Below are 19,127 nucleotides of genomic sequence, written 5' to 3'. Positions count from 1 at the left end.
ATCTCCCCAATGATTTAATTTACTTGTTTTATTTCAAAACCTAATTGCTCTAATATTTCTTTTTTCGCAATCGGTGCAACCACAGCCTTGGTTGGCTTTTGCTCAATCAAATACTGTTTCGCAACACGTTGCAAATCTTCCAAATTGACTTTCAACAGACGCTCTCGCAACATTTTTCTAAATGCCGGTGTCCGACCATGCAACAAGGCATAACATGCCGTAATTGCCTCACCTGCAGGTGAACCTGGTTTATCCATACCTGAAACTAAACCTAGAATCGCTTCTTCAAGTTGATGCGGCAATTGTTCAGTGTTCATTAACCAATCAATACTGGCTTCAAAGTCTTTAAATGTTTCAGCTAAGCGTGGATCACGATAGCTATAGAAACGGAATGAGCACGCATTGCCGTCGTAGCTTGCACCACCGCCGTAAGCTCCGCCTTTCTCACGAATGGCACTGTGTAAGAAACCATTACGTAAATAACCTGCAAGCACCATGAGTGGTGCGGCATCTGGATGAGATACATCTACCGCAGGATAAGCTGCTGCACAAAATTGAACATTGGCTTGAATCAACCATGCTTGGTCAGCACTGCTATTTTCAAAATGAACCTCAGTAATGCTGGCAGGTTTTGGATCAATGGCTAATTTATCCCATACATTTTGGATTTCTTCTACCAAACGATCTGAATGATGCTCTTCACACACCAATAAGAACTGCTTCGGTGCACGTAATAACGCACGATGGATAGATTGTAACTCTTCGATTAGCTGCGCATAAGCGGTGTCATCTTTCTCGATTTTAGCAACCAAGTCACTCAACCAGTTCAATGCGCCTAAACCCGTAATATGATAATCACGCTCAGCTAAAGCACTCATATTACGTGATGCGATTTGCATCGCATAACTGTGACCAGAACCTGACAAACGCGACGCCCAGCGGGTTTTGCGTTGTTGTAATAACTCAATAATACGGTCTTTTTCATCGAAACGAAGCTGTTCAAACGCAAGCTTTAATAACTCAATGGTATCGAGTTTATCTGCCAATGATTTAGTGGTTAGAGTCAAAAATGCACTAATCTGACCTTTATCATTGACCTGACTACGTAGTGAAGCCCCCATACCCAAACCACCACTGACTGCGGTTTGTAGTTGTTGCAACTCTAAGTAATCGTACTGACCCGCACCTACTTCACCCATTAAAATAGACAATAAGTTAAAATACGGCGATTTCAAAATTTCTTTAGGAATATCAATAATTACTTGTTGATAATAAATACCATTTGTACCAGCATGGTACAGATTTAAAGGCATATCCATTTGATTAGAAATAATTTCACGCAGCTGACCTTGGACAATTGCAAGCTCAGCAGGAATATCTTCTAAACCCACCTTTGGCAATAAATCTAAATTATCAGGTGTCGCTTGACGTAAATTTAAAGCATCGGTTTGTTTCACAATTTCAGCTTTATCAGCCTCTGTCAGATTGGCTCCAATCTCTGCCAAACGTGCTTTTTCAGCCTCAGCTTCTTTAGCCGATTTGGTTGCATCTGGCACCAAAGTCAATTGCACACGATGTGGGTTATCAATCAAATGCGTTTTAATTAAGTTTGAAAGCCACATGGGATCTTTCAGCTCAATTTTGATTTGCTCGATGGTGGAATCGACATCCCAGACGTCGACTGGATCATTATGATGAATCGCACTGCCTAAGCCATTTAAAATCAGGCTTAAACCATACGGCGTACCATCACCGCCAATTTCACGTTGATGTAATTCAATTTGATGTAAAATCGCATCCACCATGGCAGGGTCGACAGGCTTAGACGCCACCTCTTCCAAAATACCCATCACACCATTTTTAAAAGTTTCTGCATGTTCTGCATTAGAACCTTGGATGCCACAGTAGAAGGTCATTTCAAAATTAGAGTCATCGAGTCCCATAATTGGACCGGTCGACTGTGCATAACCACAGGTTTCTAAGTAATGACGTAAAGGTGAAGCTGAATCTTCAAGTAAAATACCTTCCGCCAAACGCAAACCGAGACGAAGTTTGATATCACTTGATTCGGGCAATAACCAAGACAGGACATGATAGGTTTTGTCGGTTAAATCTTCCGCATCTACGGCGTAGGTTTCTGTTACTGCGATTGGTGCGCTAAGACGATGTTCTGCAACAGAACGTAGGGTTTGACCTTTTTTAAACTTAGACAGTGCTAAAGTTTCAAATTGCTCTTGCAGATCATAAGCAGATTGATTACCAAAGGTCATAAAGATGGCATTACTTGGATGGTAATGTGACTTATAGAAATCGACTAACTCTTGGTAAGTTAAATCTGGAATATCTTTTGGATCACCACCTGAGTTGTAGTGATACGTGGTTTTAGGAAATAAATGATGTGCAAGCTGATGGTATAACTGATCTGAAGGTGCGCTCATCGCCCCTTTCATTTCATTAAAAACTATACCCTTATACACAGGCTCGCCATTTTCAAGTTCAATACGAATGCCTTCTTGAGCGAAATCAAGTGGATTCAAATTTGCCGCGAAGGCTGCATCTAAATAAACAGACAATAAATTTTGGAAATCTTTTTTGTTTTGGGTTGCAAATGGATACGCAGTCCAATCTGCTGCGGTAAACGCATTCATAAAGGTGTTGAGCGAACGGCGAATCATGAGGAAAAATGGGTCACGCACTGGGAATTTTTCTGAGCCACATAAAGCGGTATGCTCTAAAATATGCGCCTCACCTTTTGAATCCATGGGCTGGGTACGAAAGGCAACCAAGAATACATTTTCGTCATGCTCTGTAGCCAAATGATAATGAATGGCGTCAGTCTCTTTGTGTTTGTATTCAGAAACCAATATATCTAAAGCGGCTACATGATGTTGACGTACCAACTGAAACGCAGGATGAACGGTGTGAGAAATGGTTTCAGTAACATCTACTGTCATGTGAGCTCCAAAGTGTTTAATGATGAACAATCAGCATTATACCGATACTTTGGGACAATTCACTCTTTTATCATGATTGCCAACAAAAATATCCAACCGATTTAATCAGATTTAATATTCCACTTTTTAAGGTTGATCTAGCTTTGATTTAATCAATATTTGGAGGTTAATCTCTAAAAAAATCCACTTTATGCTTAGGCTATTTACAAGAAATCGGTATGATTGAACAGTTTGAATACTCTGTCCAAAACGCTCATTGCGATGACTTAAGTTACTTATCGCTTCACCGTTAAAAATGAATTTTATTCAGCAATCTATAGTAAAAATGAGGAATCGTGTAAACTTTGCATTTTCTTATCAGCTGTGATGAAAACTATGACTACTGTTGACCTTTTTGCCATTGGCAATGCGCTCATTGATCAAGAATTTAAAGTTTCCGATACATTTTTAGCGGAACAAAATTTGCAAAAAGGCACCATGCAACTCACCGATGGTGAAACACAAGCTCAACTTTTTCAAAACTTAAAAAATAGTCAAACCTATAAAGGTCAAGCATCAGGTGGTTCTGCTGCAAACTCCACAGTTGCCTTTAGTGCTTTGGGTGGGTCAGCTTTTTACGCGTGCCGTGTGGGTCATGACGAACTCGGCTCTATTTACCTCAAGGGTTTAAACGATGCAGGTATACATACCTCAACCCAATCCATCAGTGAAGGTGTGACGGGCACCTGCATGGTGTTGGTCAGCGCTGACTCAGAACGTACTATGCATACTTATTTGGGGATTACTGCGGAATTGACCGATACTCAAATCGATTTCACCCCGCTTAAAACAGCAAAATGGTTGTATATCGAAGGCTATCTATCGACCAGTGATACGGCACGTCAAGCGGTGAAACAGGCACGTCAAATTGCACGTGACAATAACGTGAAAATTGCGCTGACGCTGTCAGATCCAGCAATGGTACAGTACGCACGTCAAGGTTTAGATGAACTGCTAGATGATGGCGTAGACCTTTTGGTGTGTAATGAGCAAGAAGCATTGATGTATACCCAAACAGAACAATTGGATGATGCATTGCTTAAGCTCAAAACACTGAGCAATATTGTGGTGATTACTTTGGGTGCACAAGGTGCGTTAATTGCTCAAGAGGAACAAACCTTTAAAGTTTCAGGTCGTGAAGTGGTTGCGGTTGACACCAATGGCGCGGGTGATGCATTTTCAGGATCATTTCTCTATGCATTAAATGCAAATTTCAATTTGCACAGTGCGGCTGAATTGGCTATTTTAATTTCAAGCCAAGTTGTATCACAGTTTGGTCCCCGCCTTGATGTGGCGGATTACGTAAAACTATTAAAAGAATTCCAAGTGGACGTCGCTTAACATGAATAAAATCTGCATGATGGAAGATATTCCAGAACGTGAAGCTCGCGCATTCGAAGATATTGAAGGTGAAACCATTTTCATCACCCAACGTGAGGGTTGTTTCTACGCTTATCAAAACCTCTGCCCGCATTTGCAAACAGAACTTGAGTTTCTAGAAAACAAATTTTTAGATAGTGATCAAGAGTTTATTGAATGTTCAACCCATGGTGCGCTGTTTGAAGTTGAAACAGGACTGTGTGTCTCTGGCCCATGCCAAGGTGAATCACTCAATAAAGTCGAGATTAAAGTTCATTCTGATGGTGGAATTTACTTAAACAATTCACTTTAGGACGTCTCCATGCTCGCATTTTTATTTGAATACGATTTGATGCCTTTTCATTTGTGTGTTTTGACACTGATCATGCTGAGTATGGCCGAAACCTTTGGCCACTATATCGGACTGAGACCCAGCACTTTTATTAAAAAAATTGCCCCCAGCTCTTTGACCGACTCGCCCTTATTACAAGTGAAATTCTCCAAAGTACTGATTTTGGTTTTTTTACTGCTGAATTTCAGTTTTGCGGGTTATTTCCTACAACTGATTAGCTTTGCTTCTCAACAACAATTTCTAGCTTGGTATTACGTCATATTACCGGCATTGGTCATTGCGATTTTCTTTACCGTATTTATGATTCACTGCTTAGACCAAGTGATTAAACCTCAGTTCAAATCCACACGTTCAAATTTGCTCGGGCGTCTAGCCACCATTTCCAGTGGTAATGCCCGTCCTGGTTTTTCAGCTCAAGCGCGAGTGCGTGATGAGTTTGGTCAACTGCATTATGTACAAGTCGAACCTGAATTTGGTGAACTGGAATTTCAGTCACAAATTTTGCTGATTCGTTTTAAAAAATCGCATTACATCGCGAAGAAAATTGCGCATACCAATCAATTGTTCAATGCTGATCATTTCTAATGGATGATTCACGTTCATTAACTCTAAACTGAATGAATCTAACCTACACCGATGAGCTTTTTAGATACTTCATTTGAATCTGCATACTCATTTGATCAATCCACTTACCCTTCTCAAACCACATCATCTTAGTCCGCTTTTCACATCATATATCAACGCCCTTCTTTGTTGAATGTCCTGACATCTTCTTATGGGGAGAATAGAGCTTATCTTGCTGATTTATAGCAATGGTTCGATCTTAACCATAACGCACTCAGAAGCTACTTTAAACGCATCTAAAAGAACGAGCATTCGTTTAGACCAATATAGTAAAAATCAAATACTATTAAATAAAGTACATTTAAACCTATCATTTAAGTCAGCATTAAAAACCTCAACAAAACCCCTAATAAAATCTCCAATAAAACTTTTTAAAATATTTAAAGCCGAGTAAATCAATCTGCTTTAATATATTAATACCAACCATTTTAGTTTACTTTAAATTATTAAATACAAGTGTTTTAGTCGACTTTATTTTCATTTATTCACCATAAATACATAAAAATATTTATTTTATAATGAATTGATATTTATAATAAAATATAATTATAAATAATTATTTATTTTAATCTATTTATTTTTGTATGTTTTTTATTTAATAATATACAAGCATTTAAAATAGGTCTTTAAAAATGATCTTTAAACCCAAAGATTCAAATAAAAATCTTGTGAGAGAAATTATATTCATTCTCATTATTAAGGTGATTATTCTCATGACGATTAAAAATATTTGGTTTGATGCACCGACTATTCCTAAAAATTTTGACAATCAAGTTGCTGAGCGTATCGCTGGCAGTCCATCCCCAATCAAGGAGACACGTTGATGATTTCTGAAAGCGTGGTCGATCTTTCGCGGTTCCAATTTGCAATGACCGCGATGTATCACTTTATATTTGTACCACTCACCATAGGTCTTGCTTTTATTCTTGCCATTATGGAAACCACGTATGTGATTACCGGCAAAGAAATATATCGAGACATGACCAAATTTTGGGGCAAGTTATTTGGTATTAATTTCGCCTTGGGGGTGACCACGGGTCTGACTATGGAATTTCAGTTTGGCACCAACTGGGCCTATTACTCACACTATGTGGGCGATATCTTTGGTGCACCCCTTGCCATTGAAGGCTTAATGGCATTTTTCTTGGAATCAACTTTTATTGGTTTATTCTTTTTTGGCTGGGATCGCCTGTCGAAAATACAACATTTATGCGTTACATGGCTGGTGGCTTTGGGTTCAAACATGTCTGCGCTGTGGATTTTGGTCGCCAATGGTTGGATGCAAAACCCAGTCGGTGCGGCTTTTAACTACGAAACCATGCGTATGGAGTTAGTTGATTTTGGCGCACTGATTTTCAACCCTGTGGCGCAAGTGAAATTTGTACATACTGTTTCAGCAGGTTATGTGACGGGCGCAATTTTCGTGTTGGCCATTTCAAGTTTTTATTTGCTTAAAAAACGTGATTTACCTTTTGCACGCCGCTCATTTGCCATTGCGGCAATTTTTGGATTAGCGTCAACGCTTTCTGTAATTTTACTGGGTGATGAATCTGGTTATGAGTTGGGCGATGTACAAAAAACCAAACTTGCTGCAATTGAAGCTGAATGGGATACCCATCCTGCTCCAGCTGCATTTACTGTCTTTGGTATTCCAAACAGCGAGACTATGACCACGGATTATGCGGTGAAAATCCCCTATGCCATGGGCCTGATTGCGACACGCTCCACCACTGAACAAGTGACGGGAATTAAAGATCTCATCACACAGCATGAACAGCGCATTCGTAACGGCATGGTGGCCTATGCACAGCTTGAACAGCTTCGTGCAGGCGACACCTCACCTGAGCTTAAAGCGGCTTTTGAGCAAACGCAAAAAGATTTAGGCTATGGCTTGTTGCTGAAAAAATATACAGACAAAGTTGTCGATGCCAGTGAATCACAAATCAAATCTGCTGCCCTAGACACCATTCCGCATGTGCCAAGTTTGTTCTGGGCATTTCGTGCCATGGTGGCATCGGGCTTCCTCATGTTATTGTTATTCATCATTGCAACCTACGCCGTGGCTAAACGTAATGCTGAAGCTAAACCTTGGTTGCTTAAATTTGCATTGTTTGCCCTTCCTCTACCTTGGATTGCAGCACAGACCGGTTGGTATGTGGCTGAAGTGGGTCGTCAGCCGTGGACCATTGGTGAAGTATTACCGACACACTTGTCAGCCTCAAGCATTAGCTCGGCAGATGTATGGGGTTCTATCCTTGCACTGGCTGCGTTTTATACCGTGCTGCTGATTATTGAAATGTATTTGATGATTAAATTCACACGCCTTGGACCAAGTTCACTGCATACAGGCAAATATCATTTTGAAAAATTAGCTGCGCAAAATGCATCAACGCTTGCTCATGCAGATCAAATCAAATCTGAGGAGAATCAGCCATGATTGAATATGAATTACTCAAAATTATTTGGTGGGTCCTGGTCGGCGTGCTTTTGATTGGCTTTGCCCTCACTGATGGTTTCGACATGGGTGCTATGGCGATCATGCCTTTTGTGGGTAAAAATGATGACGAACGCCGTGCAGCCATCAACACGATTGCTCCGCATTGGGATGGTAACCAAGTCTGGTTTATTACCGCAGGCGGCGCACTGTTCGCTGCATGGCCAATGGTTTATGCAACGGCATTTTCAGGCATGTATTGGGCACTGCTTTTAGTCCTGTTTGCTTTATTTTTAAGACCTGTCGGGTTTGATTACCGCTCAAAACTTGAAAATACCCAATGGCGTAGTTCTTGGGATTGGGGTTTAGCTATTGGTGGTGCTGTGCCTGCACTTGTTTTTGGTGTGGCATTTGGAAATATGTTTTTGGGCTTTCCGTTTGACCTCGATGACACTGTGCGTTCAAGCTATACAGGCGGTTTCTTTGCATTACTCAACCCATTTGCATTGGTCTGTGGTGTGGTGAGCTTATCAATGCTGTGTGCACACGGCGGCGCATGGTTGATGCTTCGTACAGACGGGGACTTACGCGCTCGTTCTGCCAAAGCCACACATATCATGGGCATCATATTTTTAGTCTGTTTCTTGAGCGCTGGGGCATGGTTGTATTTTGGTAGCATTCAAGGCTATTCATTGGTCATGCCATTTGACACTAACGGTGCAGCTAATCCACTTGCAAAAGAAGTCCTCACCAATGCCAATCCAGGGTGGATGAATAACTACAGTACTTACCCAATTACGATGATTGCCCCAGTTATGGCCACTTTGGGCGGATTGGTCATTATTTTGGGTGCAAGCAAAGCTAAAGCCGGTATCACCTTCACAGGCTCTTCTTTGGCGGTCACAGGTGCAATTTTGACTGCTGGCTTTGCCCTCTTTCCATTTCTCATGCCATCAAGTTTAAACCCAAATGTCAGCTTGACCATGTGGGATGCGGTGTCGAGCAAAATGACATTAAGCGTCATGACTGTTGCGGCGTGTATCTTTGTTCCCTTAATTTTGTGCTACACCACGTGGTGCTATTACAAAATGTGGGGCGTGATCACCAGCAAGCATATTCGAGACAACACCCACAGTCTGTATTAAGTCTAAAATAGGAGCATATATATGTGGTATTTCGCATGGATTTTAGGCGTATTGATGGCGTGCTTTGCCAGTATCTTGGCTGCAATTTATATGGAACAGCATCAAGATTTGGATGAGGAATAAATCATGACTGAACTGGCAATGCCCATCCAAGATAAAAAGCCCAATACGATTGCAATGGTTATTTCATTTTTAATGGCATTGCCACTTGCAGCGGTACTGTTGATTCATCCCAGCATGATGTTAGATGCAGATGGCCATTACAGCCACCGTGTGATGATGCTGATCATGATGGGTATCTCTGGCGGCTTTATTCATGGCGTAGGCTTTATTCCGCGTCTATGGCTTTGGAAATGGTTATTTAGCCCCTTTATTGCCTGGCCTTTGATGCTACTGGGTTATTTCACTTGGTTTGTGAAATAGACACATTGAATCATACTGCATCAACCAAAGCCCTCTTTAAAGAGGGCTTTTCTTCACATATATCTAGTATCTGTATTTTTAACAACATAAGTGAATTGAATGGACTTAAAATCAAAATTTAATTTACTTAGGCTATTTTAATCAATTCCAAAAGCTTTAGCTCGATCAATGGTGTGCCTACCCCCAAATTTAAAGGATAGTCTTGAATCACTCCTGTGTGAACATAGCCATGACGGATATAAAATTCGATTAATTCAGTACGAGCATCCAACACCCACATCACCCACCGTTTAATATCAGGTTTCATCTTCGCTGCATAAGTTTCAGCGGCATGTAAGAGCTGTACGCCATAGCCCCAATTTTGCCATTCTGGCGCAATACAGAAAGTCCCGATTTCCACATCTTGGTGTTGTAACTCAATCGCAATACAGCCGATGATTTCATCCTTCATTTGATGACAAATCTCGGCGACCAAAAGCCTAGAATGAAATGATTTTTGGTTATGCTGTTGAATAAGCGATTCTAGTTGCGCATGATCAATTCGATCACCATGGACGAGTTCTGATTCATTCGTCCAACTATTTTGATGCGGGTCCCGATACGCTGAATTAATCATGTTGACTAATTCAGCAATATCATACTGTTCTGCCAATCTAAACTTAGGCTTTAACATCTTATTTTTGATTCTAATATGTGTGAACAACAATATAGCTGAATCAAACATGCAAGAATACTTTTGAGTACCCTATTTAAAGTTCTATGTTTTAGGCTTTAGTTTTAATTGCTAAGTACTGATTTTATTGCTCAGCTAACCATGTCATGAATTTCTGTCTCTCAGCTTTAGATGCTTTCTGCCACAATTGGATCATGTTTTGATCTACAGATAACGTATCAGTATGTGGGATCGGAGATGTTTGGTAGCTTGTTGAAGCCTTAGAGTTTTGATTTTGACGAGTTTCTTTAGATGAATAATTCGTAGGTGTAGATTGAACTTGGGTTAAATCTACAGAATCATTAAATAAACCACCAAGTATAGAATTCTTTGGTTGGTTTGATATTCTCGACTCTTGAACTACTTGCTGATTATTCTGATCGAATAATGCAATCTTTGGTTGTTCAGCATATTTTTTCGCATCATCGTGATCTTGTGGTGGATTGACCAATTTCAATACATAGCGTTGATTGTCTTGAATTTGAGGAATATCTAAACGCAGAATATCGGATTTCACAATATCATGTCGATTGAGATTATCTTCAAAATAAGCTTGGTAGCGAAGACTCAAGCTTAATGGACCTGGATTGACTTTATAGTCTTTTGATTTTTTTAGGAAACCAGATTTAACGGCTTGATCATTAATTCCCACAATCACAATTTCTTCAGGCGCTGCAATCGTACTTGCTGCATATAAATTTTGGCTCAGCAAAGAAATTAAGGCTAAGCCACTGAATTTAAATACATTTTCTGCTGTATTTTTTACTAGATTATTTGCTGATTTTTTTGCTGAGTTCATATCTATTCTTTTAAACCATTCAATTTGTTAGCACTATGCTACGAATTGATGACACTTTCATGACGATTTAGAAAGCCCCCCCCTTGATCCATTGCTTACGGATCTCAAATTGAAGCTCATAAAAAAGGATGCATACGCATCCTTTTTTACTATTTAGCGCTATTCCAAACACATCATGACATCAAGATTAGTTAAATGTTTTAAAACGTAATGCATCATCCATAAAGGTTTTGTCACCGGCTGGCGCTTCAATCGAACCTAATACCAACTGTGCACGAAGCTTCCAGTGTGCAGGAATATCAAATTTTGCAGCGACTTCAGCATCTACAATTGGGTTGTAATGCTGGAGTGATGCACCAATATTGTGTTCTGCCAATGCTGTCCAAACCGCAAACTGTGCAATGGCTGAAGAATGCTCTGACCACACTGGGAAGTTGTCTGCATACAGAGCAAACTGTTCTTGTAGTCCTTTAACCACGTCTTGATCTTCATAGAACAATACAGTCGCATGACCTGCTTTAAAGCTATTAATTTTACCGCTAGTGCCTTCAAATGCATCAGCAGGTACAAGTTTACGTAATGTTTCTAAAACCATATTCCAAAAATCTTCATGTGACTGACCAAATAAAGTCACTACGCGAGAGGTTTGCGAGTTAAAAGAAGATGGACTGTGTTTAACCGTTTCTTTAATAATGTCTTCAATTTTTGCATTGTCTAAGGTTACGTTTTTACCAATTGCATAAATTGTACGGCGTTTTTTGATTTGATCTAAAAATGACATATGTGAAATCCTTATTTTGATATAGGTGTCTGTATATAAGATAGAGCCATCATATAAATTTTTTTCATCAGCGTCAGCCCGATCTTTATAACAATGTGTTCCAAAATTAGAACGAAAAATGATGAACAGAGTATAGTCCAATTTATAGACACGCTCTGATGGGGCTATATTTATGAGCATATATCCCAGACTTGGGCTTTAGTCAAAATCAAATGAATCTTAGCTGATGAAAAATATAGAAAGGTAAATCTCTTTATTTATCTTTTTTGAAGGGCTAAATCGTTGATATAAAAAACTCTCAAATCTCTAAAATAAAAAAACCCTAAACTTATTAGGGTTCTTGATTTCTATAATCAATGAAATTTTATTTCAATTACATCTATAACGAAAATACGATGCCTATTGATCAGTTTCAAACAGTGCGGCAACGAAAGATTTAGCGGAAAATGGGCGTAAGTCGTCAATCTTTTCACCCACGCCAATAAAGCGAATGGGTACATGAGTACGGCTGGCAATATTGAACAATACACCGCCTTTGGCAGTACCATCAAGTTTGGTAATGGTCAAACCTGTCAGTCCTACTGCTTGATCAAACATTTCAACTTGATTGATTGCATTTTGACCTGTGCCTGCATCAACCACTAACATCACTTCATGCGGTGCAGTCGCATCAATTTTTTGCATGACACGCTTTACTTTAGACAGCTCTTGCATCAAATGACCTTTGTTATGCAAACGCCCTGCTGTATCTGCGATGAGTACATCAACCCCTTTGGCACGTGCACTTTCAAATGCATCGTAAATCACAGACGCGCTGTCCGCACCATTGCCTTGCGACACCACTGGAATATTATTACGTTCACCCCAAATTTCCAGCTGTTCAGTCGCCGCTGCACGGAAAGTATCTCCCGCAGCTAGCATCACTGACTTTCCTTCACCTTGCAGGCGCTTCGCCAATTTACCAATGGTGGTGGTTTTACCCACACCATTCACACCCACCACCAAAATCACAAAGGGTTTTTTATTGGGGTCAATGTGTAAGGCTTTAACACGAGGCGCAAGTAATGCCACCAATTCTTCTTGTAGGGCTTTATAAAGTGAATGAGAGTAAATCAAATCACCACGCGCAGTACGCTCAGTTAAATTGGTAATAATGGTTTTGGTGGCTTCCACACCAATGTCTGCAACTAAAAGCTGCTCTTCTACTTCTTCAAGTAATTCATCATCAATCTCCTTACCACCGATGAGAATGTTGACCATGCCATCGGCTAAGTTCTTGCGTGATTTACTTAAACCTTCTTTCATGCGGCTAAAAAAGCCACCTTTACTGCTGCTTTCTTCTACGACAGCTGAAGTCACGGCTGGCGAAACAGCGGTATCAACTTTATTATTTTCAACAATAGGCACATCTACGGCGGGTAAACTAGGTAATGTGACATCGTCATCACCGATATCCGCATCTATCAAGAATTTATTTTGCTGTTCTTGCATGCCGATTCCTTGAAAAGCATAGAATTAAAAGAAAGAAGTTTAGCATAGATTCCTTATTTTACATGCTGTAAAGACGCTTTTAAAAGCATCAACCAAAATGCAACACAGCCCCCTTGCTTTCAAGCTGCATTTTCTAAAAAATACAATCAAGACTCAATTACCATGGATAAACTGTGACGCATATCAAAAACTTAATTTCAGTTTTAAAGTCACAGATAAAGCCTTTGAGGCATATTATGGGTTTGCTGCTCATGACTGCATTGAGTACGTCACTTTGGGCAGAAAATCAAACTAAACTTGCGCGTAACACCGTTGAAACCACACTAAAAAATGGTTTAAAAGTGATTATTCGAGAAGATCACCGTGCACCCATTGTCATGACTCAAATTTGGTATGCTGTTGGCAGTAGCGATGAATCTGGGTCGCTTTGGGGCATATCGCATGTACTTGAACACATGATGTTTAAAGGCACGGCCAAAGTCCCTGATAACGAATTTACCCGATTAAGCCGTTTGTACGGCGGAAGCTTTAATGCATTTACCTCTACAAATTACACGCAGTATTATCAGCTTTATCCAAAAAAATATTTTCCACTGGCTTTAGAGCTTGAAGCGGATCGCATGCAAAATTTGCGACTTCGCCAACAAGACTTTGAGCCAGAAATTAAAGTGGTCATGGAAGAACGTCGAGAGCGCACAGAAGACAATCCACGAAATTTAGCTTTTGAGCGTTTTAAATGGATTGCCTACCCCACCAGTCATTATCGTCAACCCATTATTGGACTGATGAAAAATCTGCAAAATATTCAATTGAATGATTTAAAACGTTGGTATGAAACTTGGTATAGCCCGAACAATGCCACCTTAGTAATTGTGGGTGATGTCAATGCGGAAACGGCCTTAAAACAAGTTGAAAAATATTTTGCGCAGATTCCCCAAAAAGCCACACCCGAACGCAATGATGTATTGGAGTTTGAACGTTTAGGCTACCGTCAGATGGAGATGAATTCTGCGGTACAAGTGCCCAACTTATATATGGCGTGGAATGTAAAATCGCTTAAAACTGCTAAAAATCCGCAAGATGCCTATGCACTGACCATCATTCAAAGTCTACTCGATGGCGGTATTTCTTCAAGGTTACAAGATCGTCTAGTCCGTGATCGTAAACAGCTCACCTCGATTAGTGTCAGTTATGATCCTTATAATCGCGGTGATAGTCTATTTACTATTTCCGCCCTACCCGCAGAAGGGGTCAGTTTGACTCAAGCACAGAGCATCATTCAAAGCGAACTCGATTTATTCAAAACCGAGTTGATTCAGCAAGAAGAATTAAATGGCGTAAAAGCCAACTTCGTGTCCAATTGGATTTATAGCCAAGATGACATTATTGGACAAGCAAGAATGATTGGCTTACTTCAAGTGAATGACTTGGATTATCGTATGATTGACCAACTGGCTGAACATTACGAAAAGGTCACACCACAAGATATTCAGCGCATTGCCAATATGTTTTTTGTCCGTGACAATTTAAGTGTGTTGCACTTAATGCCAGAAACCCACATATAGATCGCATGAACACGATGCCCTCTCCTTATAATCATCACAATAAGAACAAAGGAAGCGATATGCTTAAGATCTTTAACAGTAAATGGCTGAGTTTATGTATTGCGCTATTGCTGACCCAGCCAGCACATGCAGAGATTGAAGAGCATTTAGAGACAGATGCAGACCTTTCAGGTCAAAGCCCACTTAAAGCCTTATCGAAGCTACAAAGTTTAAAACAGCTAAATCTTCATCAGCAGTATCAAGCCCCCTTCGTACAAGAACTCAAAAACTCACTTCAAGTACGCTCACTGTTTGTTGCAGCACAAGATCTACCTATTGTGGATATTCAACTGACATTTAATGCGGGCTCTGCGCAAGATGAAACTTTAGGAAAAGGACTTTTTGGCATGGCCAGTATGGCAGCGCGCTTAATGCCCGAAGGTACTGATCAATATACAGCCAAACAGCTCAGCAGCGCCTTCGATGCGTTGGGCGCTAAATTCAACGTCAATGCTTACCGCGATATGTTTACGGTTCGCTTAAGGGTACTTTCAGATCTACAAAAACTTGAACCAGCATTGGCACTTTTTCTACATACCATCAATCATGCCAATTTTAATCAATCTGGTTTAAATCTGGTTTTGAGCAACACCAAAGTCGGGCAAAAACAAGTTCAAGAAAATCCCAGTCGCCTGATGAATATCCGATTTTACCGTGCTTTATACGGTCAGCATCCCTATGCCGAACCCAGTGTTGGTACTCAGGCCAGCATTCAAAAGATCAGTCCAGCAATGTTGCAACATTTCCGAGATCAAATGCTGGTGGCGCAAAATGCCAATATTGCAATCACGGGGAATTTAAGCGCTGAACATGCTATCCAAATTTCAGAGCACATAAGCCAAAGCTTAAAACAAGGTCAAAAAGTGCCTGAATTGAGCGAGCCTGTTGAAGCTTCCGATTTTAATATTCAGCATATTGTACATGCCTCTAGTCAAGCTCATGTCACCATTGGACATTTGGGTATTCGACGCAATGAGCCTGATCGCGCTGCTCTCGAAGTCGCCAATCGAATTTTTGGTGGAGGAAGTTTTAATTCTATACTGTCCAAAGAACTCAGGGTAAAGCGTGGTTATACCTACAATGCCAGCAGTAGTATCAGCTCTATGCTTTCACGCGGTGTATTCAGCTTAAGTTATGCCACTCAACAAGAACAGCTTATCGACAGCATTGATGTCGCGCATCAAAGTTTAGTGAATTTTTTAAAGCAGCCCATTACTCAGAATCAACTGAATGAAAATAAGGAAGGGATGCTACGCGCATTTCCGATGACCTTGAGCAGCAATGCCAATATTAATGCACAAATTGCCTCGATCGGATTTTATGGTTTAGCGTCAGACTATTTAAATCAGTATCAGCAACAAATCGAACGCTTAACTACCACTGATATTGAACGCGCACTAAAGAAACATTTACATGCAGATCAGTTAACTGTAGTGATCGTATCCCAGGAATTGGATAAAGCTTTGCTTAAAAATATTCTAAAGCACAACTTGGTTTCAAATACTCAAGAAGAAAAGAAGCTCAAATAGAGAACGAGTGCTCATTCATTTGGGCACATAAGAACAAAAATAATAGACCTATCTCACAAATTAAAAAGTCATGCATTATTGGGGATTCGACGAGTAGCGAAAATCCCTTCTTTTTTTGTCATGAGAAAGTTACTCGGCAAGATAGCCTATTTATTTTATAAGAAATCAATAACCTATTAATACCATGCTGATCATTCTATGTAAAAGAGGTAATTTTGAATTTTTTTAAGTTAAGAATGATCTATGAAAGCCCTTCAATCACTCAAAAATTTAATCATTCAAAGAAATAAGATAAAAACGAAATTGATTTCGAACTCTTCACTCATACAAAAATAAAACTGCTGAAGAACAGTGAGACTCGGCTATCGAATGTCCTCGATGTTTAAAGCGGGATATTCTTTTATTTTCGAAGACTCAAAATCCATCGCATACATCAAACGAAAGTATTCAGCATTACTGACTTTGTCTTGTGCTTTAAGTTTAGCCGCCATGGCTTGCGTTTTTGGATACGAATACTGAGCAGCAAGCACTTGAACCTGTTGATATTGTACAGCATTAATCGGTCGAAATAAGGCATAACTCGATAAAAGTAGAATCAGTGTGATCACCACCAACAAAACTGAATTTTGAGTAAAATCAAATGGAAATTTTGATTGAAATTTTAAACGGAATTCTTTGAAACTGAGCATGTACGACCTCTAATTAAAGGTAGTTTAATCGCGATGCACAGAAAAGAACAGTACTGAAGCCCGATCACCGCTAGAAATGCAATAATCAGGCTTCAAAATTTAAATTGTCAAATCACTATATAGCACAAATACAATTATGAATAACTTATGACCGAGTTATAAGTGATCTAGTTTTTAAGCAATAACCGAACGAATGACTGCAAAATACAAAATCAACGCAATCAACCCCAAAGCCAAAAATATAGTAAACATGCTCAGTCCACCTTCAGCATGGGGCGGATGCAGCTCATCATCATCTGCAATACGTTTTAGTTCACCATCATAATAACGATAAAACTCTGCTTTTTGCACTGGATCTAAAGTACGGGTAAAATCGTAAACCCGTTTACGCTGTGAAAGACAGTAATTTCCCAAATGAATTTCCTGATGAAAAACAGCATCATCCAGTTGTTTGCGATGCAATTGCGCCAATGCGATAATTTGCGACGGTACTGGAGGGATATCAAAATTAAATCCATCTATTGTATTTGACATGTCTAATCTCCTTCTTATTTTGTTTACAACAACTCTACTTAAATTTCACCAATTACATTTAGATTTTAACCAAACTGTTGAATGATTAAAGATTAATCATGTAAAGAAATATAACACCACAAAAGCGCTATTATTGATTGACAAGTGAAGCAATTTGTAATATTAGTTTAACATTACTTCGTTATATTGAATTTGGGCCCGTTGGGTCATATGTAATAGTTGTACTAATCATAATTAGAATAAGGAGCTTGATATGATTAACCAAATCTCTCAGCAAGACCTTGAGTTTATTTACTCAAATGCTGTTAACACTATTCAATTTGAAATGAATTTTTCAGATGCTGTACAAGAACTCGAAACTGCTGCACGTGCAGGTCATGGCAAAGCTGCGATGTTTCTAGCAGAACTTTATTTACAAGGTTTCCGTGTTGAGCGTGACTCACTAAAAGCACAATACTGGCAAGACATGGCCACCATGCAAGCATAATGAAACGTCACCGAGGTGGCGTTTTTTTTGGTCTATCGTTTATATTTCATTTAATAAATTTTTATTATATTTACTTACGATATAACGCAATGTTTAAACAGAACTTTCATAAAGGTCATCTAAAATAGTCACAAAATCTATTCAGTTGTTTGTGACATCATCACCATGAAAACATATATTAAATTACAACCCGCAACTAAAGATTTCATTTTCAAGATCTCAGTGCTAAAAACTATGATGTACTGTGGCGTACTTTGGGGTTTATATCATCCTGAACATCAAGGTTGGGCGATCAAATCTGAACATTCAGAAAACATTTTCCCCTTTTGGATGAATTCTTTCCAAGCTATTCAATATGCGAAAGTTCATTGGCCCAACTATGTGCCAAAAAAAATCACACCTCAAGATTTTGAACTCTCCTTACTTCCAACATTGATGCGCTTACAGGTTTCACCTGCACTATTTAATCAAAAGAATCGTCGTTTTAAGCTGTCTACGGCACAAATGAAGCATTTATTTTTTGGTTATAAAATAGAAATAGCCCTCGCTTCTTGATCGATGATTTAATATCCAAAATTTCAAAAGCAATATATCTTCATCAGGATAGGTGAAAATATTTGTAATCCAGACAAATATCAGTTATTAAAATAGTAGATGAACAGTAATAATTAAGTGAGATTAAATATGACGACCGTAGCTCAAGTACTTCAAAATAAAAATAATATTGAAATTTCAACCATTCAACCTGAAGCGACCGTGCTTGAAGCGATTACGCTTATGGCCAGTAAAGGCATTGGCGCAGTGGTGGTTGTGAAGGATACTCAGGTAGTCGGCATACTTTCAGAGCGTGATTACACCCGTAAAATTGCACTCATGCAACGTACTTCAGATCACACCACTGTCGCTGAAATTATGACGGGTACAGTATTATCCGTAAGTCGCACGAATACAGTAGATGAATGTTTAAATCTGATGACTGACCGTCATATTCGCCATTTACCTGTGATTGAAAATGATCAACTGGTTGGACTGGTTTCTATTGGCGATTTAGTGAAAGCGACCATGGAAGATCAAAAAGTATTAATTGATCAGCTGCAACAGTATATTTCTGGTTAAAGCTTTGAAGTAACGAATCTATTAGTTTAAAATATTAGAAAAGCCCAGTTTAAAC

At 39.4% G+C, this 19,127-nt stretch carries 20 protein-coding genes; 13 read left to right on the top strand and 7 right to left on the bottom strand.

Annotated features, from left to right (window positions below):
• Positions 1 to 14: 14 nt before the first annotated feature.
• Complete coding sequence (locus AMD27_RS07560; RefSeq protein WP_067658482.1) at positions 15 to 2,954, bottom strand: insulinase family protein; 2,940 nt, start codon at positions 2,952 to 2,954, stop codon at positions 15 to 17.
• A 375-nt stretch (positions 2,955 to 3,329) separates the two neighbouring features.
• On the opposite strand from AMD27_RS07560, the gene AMD27_RS07555 reads away from it, so the two are divergent.
• From AMD27_RS07555 to AMD27_RS07520, 8 genes are all read left to right on the top strand, one after another.
• On the top strand, positions 3,330 to 4,334 hold the full coding sequence (locus AMD27_RS07555; protein WP_067662872.1) for an adenosine kinase: 1,005 nt from the start codon (positions 3,330 to 3,332) through the stop codon (positions 4,332 to 4,334).
• Positions 4,335 to 4,350: 16 nt separating this feature from the next.
• Positions 4,351 to 4,665, top strand: a complete 315-nt coding sequence (locus AMD27_RS07550) for a Rieske (2Fe-2S) protein (protein ID WP_171254834.1) — start codon at positions 4,351 to 4,353, stop codon at positions 4,663 to 4,665.
• A gap of 9 nt (positions 4,666 to 4,674) precedes the next feature.
• On the top strand, positions 4,675 to 5,289 hold the full coding sequence (locus tag AMD27_RS07545) for an OB-fold-containig protein (protein WP_067658478.1): 615 nt from the start codon (positions 4,675 to 4,677) through the stop codon (positions 5,287 to 5,289).
• A 671-nt stretch (positions 5,290 to 5,960) separates the two neighbouring features.
• The gene (gene cydP, locus AMD27_RS07540) at positions 5,961 to 6,152 is read left to right on the top strand and encodes a cytochrome oxidase putative small subunit CydP (protein WP_067658475.1); all 192 of its coding nucleotides are present in this window, start codon (positions 5,961 to 5,963) and stop codon (positions 6,150 to 6,152) included.
• Positions 6,152 to 7,765 (top strand): cytochrome ubiquinol oxidase subunit I, encoded by a 1,614-nt coding sequence (locus AMD27_RS07535; RefSeq protein WP_067658472.1) that lies wholly within the window; start codon positions 6,152 to 6,154, stop codon positions 7,763 to 7,765. The genes cydP and AMD27_RS07535 overlap by 1 nt, the downstream gene beginning before the upstream one ends.
• Positions 7,762 to 8,907 (top strand): cytochrome d ubiquinol oxidase subunit II, encoded by a 1,146-nt coding sequence (gene cydB / locus AMD27_RS07530; protein ID WP_067658469.1) that lies wholly within the window; start codon positions 7,762 to 7,764, stop codon positions 8,905 to 8,907. Before AMD27_RS07535 ends, cydB begins: the two co-directional genes overlap by 4 nt.
• A 21-nt stretch (positions 8,908 to 8,928) precedes the next feature.
• Entirely contained in the window at positions 8,929 to 9,030 is a 102-nt protein-coding gene (gene cydX, locus AMD27_RS07525) for a cytochrome bd-I oxidase subunit CydX (RefSeq protein WP_067658466.1), read from the top strand.
• 3 nt (positions 9,031 to 9,033) lie between these two features.
• Positions 9,034 to 9,330, top strand: coding sequence for a cyd operon YbgE family protein (locus AMD27_RS07520; RefSeq protein WP_067658461.1), 297 nt, complete (start codon positions 9,034 to 9,036; stop codon positions 9,328 to 9,330).
• A gap of 127 nt (positions 9,331 to 9,457) precedes the next feature.
• Here AMD27_RS07520 and AMD27_RS07515 read toward each other — a convergent pair whose 3' ends face one another.
• The 4 genes from AMD27_RS07515 to ftsY all read right to left on the bottom strand — a co-directional run bounded on the left by AMD27_RS07515 (position 9,458) and on the right by ftsY (position 13,113).
• Positions 9,458 to 10,003 carry a GNAT family N-acetyltransferase gene (locus AMD27_RS07515; protein WP_067658458.1) on the bottom strand — a complete coding sequence of 182 codons (546 nt, stop codon included), beginning with the start codon at positions 10,001 to 10,003 and terminating at the stop codon, positions 9,458 to 9,460.
• Positions 10,004 to 10,127: 124 nt separating this feature from the next.
• Complete coding sequence (locus AMD27_RS07510; protein ID WP_081405947.1) at positions 10,128 to 10,841, bottom strand: DUF2057 family protein; 714 nt, start codon at positions 10,839 to 10,841, stop codon at positions 10,128 to 10,130.
• A 187-nt stretch (positions 10,842 to 11,028) separates the two neighbouring features.
• Complete coding sequence (locus AMD27_RS07505) at positions 11,029 to 11,622, bottom strand: nitroreductase family protein (RefSeq protein WP_067658455.1); 594 nt, start codon at positions 11,620 to 11,622, stop codon at positions 11,029 to 11,031.
• Positions 11,623 to 12,021: 399 nt separating this feature from the next.
• Positions 12,022 to 13,113: a signal recognition particle-docking protein FtsY gene (gene ftsY / locus AMD27_RS07500; protein ID WP_067658450.1), complete on the bottom strand. Its 1,092-nt coding sequence runs from the start codon at positions 13,111 to 13,113 to the stop codon at positions 12,022 to 12,024.
• 236 nt (positions 13,114 to 13,349) lie between these two features.
• Here ftsY and AMD27_RS07495 point away from each other — a divergent pair, with 236 nt between their 5' ends.
• Both AMD27_RS07495 and AMD27_RS07490 read left to right on the top strand, forming a co-directional pair.
• A complete protein-coding gene (locus AMD27_RS07495; protein WP_081405946.1) occupies positions 13,350 to 14,678 on the top strand; it encodes a M16 family metallopeptidase in 1,329 nt (442 codons plus the stop codon).
• Between the two features lie 59 nt (positions 14,679 to 14,737).
• The gene (locus AMD27_RS07490; protein ID WP_067658447.1) at positions 14,738 to 16,246 is read left to right on the top strand and encodes a M16 family metallopeptidase; all 1,509 of its coding nucleotides are present in this window, start codon (positions 14,738 to 14,740) and stop codon (positions 16,244 to 16,246) included.
• 362 nt (positions 16,247 to 16,608) lie between these two features.
• On the opposite strand, the gene AMD27_RS07485 is transcribed toward AMD27_RS07490, so the two are convergent.
• Positions 16,609 to 16,935: a hypothetical protein gene (locus AMD27_RS07485; RefSeq protein ID WP_067658444.1), complete on the bottom strand. Its 327-nt coding sequence runs from the start codon at positions 16,933 to 16,935 to the stop codon at positions 16,609 to 16,611.
• A gap of 174 nt (positions 16,936 to 17,109) precedes the next feature.
• On the bottom strand, positions 17,110 to 17,469 hold the full coding sequence (locus AMD27_RS07480) for a hypothetical protein (RefSeq protein WP_067658441.1): 360 nt from the start codon (positions 17,467 to 17,469) through the stop codon (positions 17,110 to 17,112).
• A 253-nt stretch (positions 17,470 to 17,722) separates the two neighbouring features.
• Between AMD27_RS07480 and AMD27_RS07475 the strand changes: the two genes are divergently transcribed.
• From AMD27_RS07475 to AMD27_RS07465, 3 genes are all read left to right on the top strand, one after another.
• The gene (locus AMD27_RS07475) at positions 17,723 to 17,956 is read left to right on the top strand and encodes a hypothetical protein (RefSeq protein ID WP_067658438.1); all 234 of its coding nucleotides are present in this window, start codon (positions 17,723 to 17,725) and stop codon (positions 17,954 to 17,956) included.
• Between the two features lie 165 nt (positions 17,957 to 18,121).
• On the top strand, positions 18,122 to 18,511 hold the full coding sequence (locus AMD27_RS07470; RefSeq protein WP_067658435.1) for a DUF2750 domain-containing protein: 390 nt from the start codon (positions 18,122 to 18,124) through the stop codon (positions 18,509 to 18,511).
• A 129-nt stretch (positions 18,512 to 18,640) separates the two neighbouring features.
• On the top strand, positions 18,641 to 19,072 hold the full coding sequence (locus AMD27_RS07465; protein WP_067658432.1) for a CBS domain-containing protein: 432 nt from the start codon (positions 18,641 to 18,643) through the stop codon (positions 19,070 to 19,072).
• Positions 19,073 to 19,127: the final 55 nt, after the last annotated feature.

This window comes from Acinetobacter sp. TGL-Y2 (assembly GCF_001612555.1).
Lineage (GTDB): Bacteria > Pseudomonadota > Gammaproteobacteria > Pseudomonadales > Moraxellaceae > Acinetobacter.
This window is presented reverse-complemented; position numbering and strand designations above follow the sequence as displayed.

Excerpts from the sequence above, each read along its gene's own strand:
- AMD27_RS07545 (WP_067658478.1), top strand. The coding sequence starts at position 4,675 with ATGCTCGCATTTTTATTTGAATACGATTTGATGCCTTTTCATTTGTGT.
- AMD27_RS07480 (WP_067658441.1), bottom strand. The coding sequence starts at position 17,469 with ATGTCAAATACAATAGATGGATTTAATTTTGATATCCCTCCAGTACCG.
- AMD27_RS07510 (WP_081405947.1), bottom strand. The coding sequence starts at position 10,841 with ATGAACTCAGCAAAAAAATCAGCAAATAATCTAGTAAAAAATACAGCA.
- AMD27_RS07520 (WP_067658461.1), top strand. The coding sequence starts at position 9,034 with ATGACTGAACTGGCAATGCCCATCCAAGATAAAAAGCCCAATACGATT.
- AMD27_RS07560 (WP_067658482.1), bottom strand. The coding sequence starts at position 2,954 with ATGACAGTAGATGTTACTGAAACCATTTCTCACACCGTTCATCCTGCG.
- AMD27_RS07470 (WP_067658435.1), top strand. The coding sequence starts at position 18,122 with ATGAAAACATATATTAAATTACAACCCGCAACTAAAGATTTCATTTTC.
- AMD27_RS07505 (WP_067658455.1), bottom strand. The coding sequence starts at position 11,622 with ATGTCATTTTTAGATCAAATCAAAAAACGCCGTACAATTTATGCAATT.
- ftsY (WP_067658450.1), bottom strand. The coding sequence starts at position 13,113 with ATGCAAGAACAGCAAAATAAATTCTTGATAGATGCGGATATCGGTGAT.
- AMD27_RS07495 (WP_081405946.1), top strand. The coding sequence starts at position 13,350 with ATGGGTTTGCTGCTCATGACTGCATTGAGTACGTCACTTTGGGCAGAA.
- cydB (WP_067658469.1), top strand. The coding sequence starts at position 7,762 with ATGATTGAATATGAATTACTCAAAATTATTTGGTGGGTCCTGGTCGGC.
- cydP (WP_067658475.1), top strand. The coding sequence starts at position 5,961 with ATGATCTTTAAACCCAAAGATTCAAATAAAAATCTTGTGAGAGAAATT.
- AMD27_RS07465 (WP_067658432.1), top strand. The coding sequence starts at position 18,641 with ATGACGACCGTAGCTCAAGTACTTCAAAATAAAAATAATATTGAAATT.
- AMD27_RS07550 (WP_171254834.1), top strand. The coding sequence starts at position 4,351 with ATGATGGAAGATATTCCAGAACGTGAAGCTCGCGCATTCGAAGATATT.
- cydX (WP_067658466.1), top strand. The coding sequence starts at position 8,929 with ATGTGGTATTTCGCATGGATTTTAGGCGTATTGATGGCGTGCTTTGCC.
- AMD27_RS07515 (WP_067658458.1), bottom strand. The coding sequence starts at position 10,003 with ATGTTAAAGCCTAAGTTTAGATTGGCAGAACAGTATGATATTGCTGAA.
- AMD27_RS07490 (WP_067658447.1), top strand. The coding sequence starts at position 14,738 with ATGCTTAAGATCTTTAACAGTAAATGGCTGAGTTTATGTATTGCGCTA.
- AMD27_RS07555 (WP_067662872.1), top strand. The coding sequence starts at position 3,330 with ATGACTACTGTTGACCTTTTTGCCATTGGCAATGCGCTCATTGATCAA.
- AMD27_RS07475 (WP_067658438.1), top strand. The coding sequence starts at position 17,723 with ATGATTAACCAAATCTCTCAGCAAGACCTTGAGTTTATTTACTCAAAT.
- AMD27_RS07535 (WP_067658472.1), top strand. The coding sequence starts at position 6,152 with ATGATTTCTGAAAGCGTGGTCGATCTTTCGCGGTTCCAATTTGCAATG.
- AMD27_RS07485 (WP_067658444.1), bottom strand. The coding sequence starts at position 16,935 with ATGCTCAGTTTCAAAGAATTCCGTTTAAAATTTCAATCAAAATTTCCA.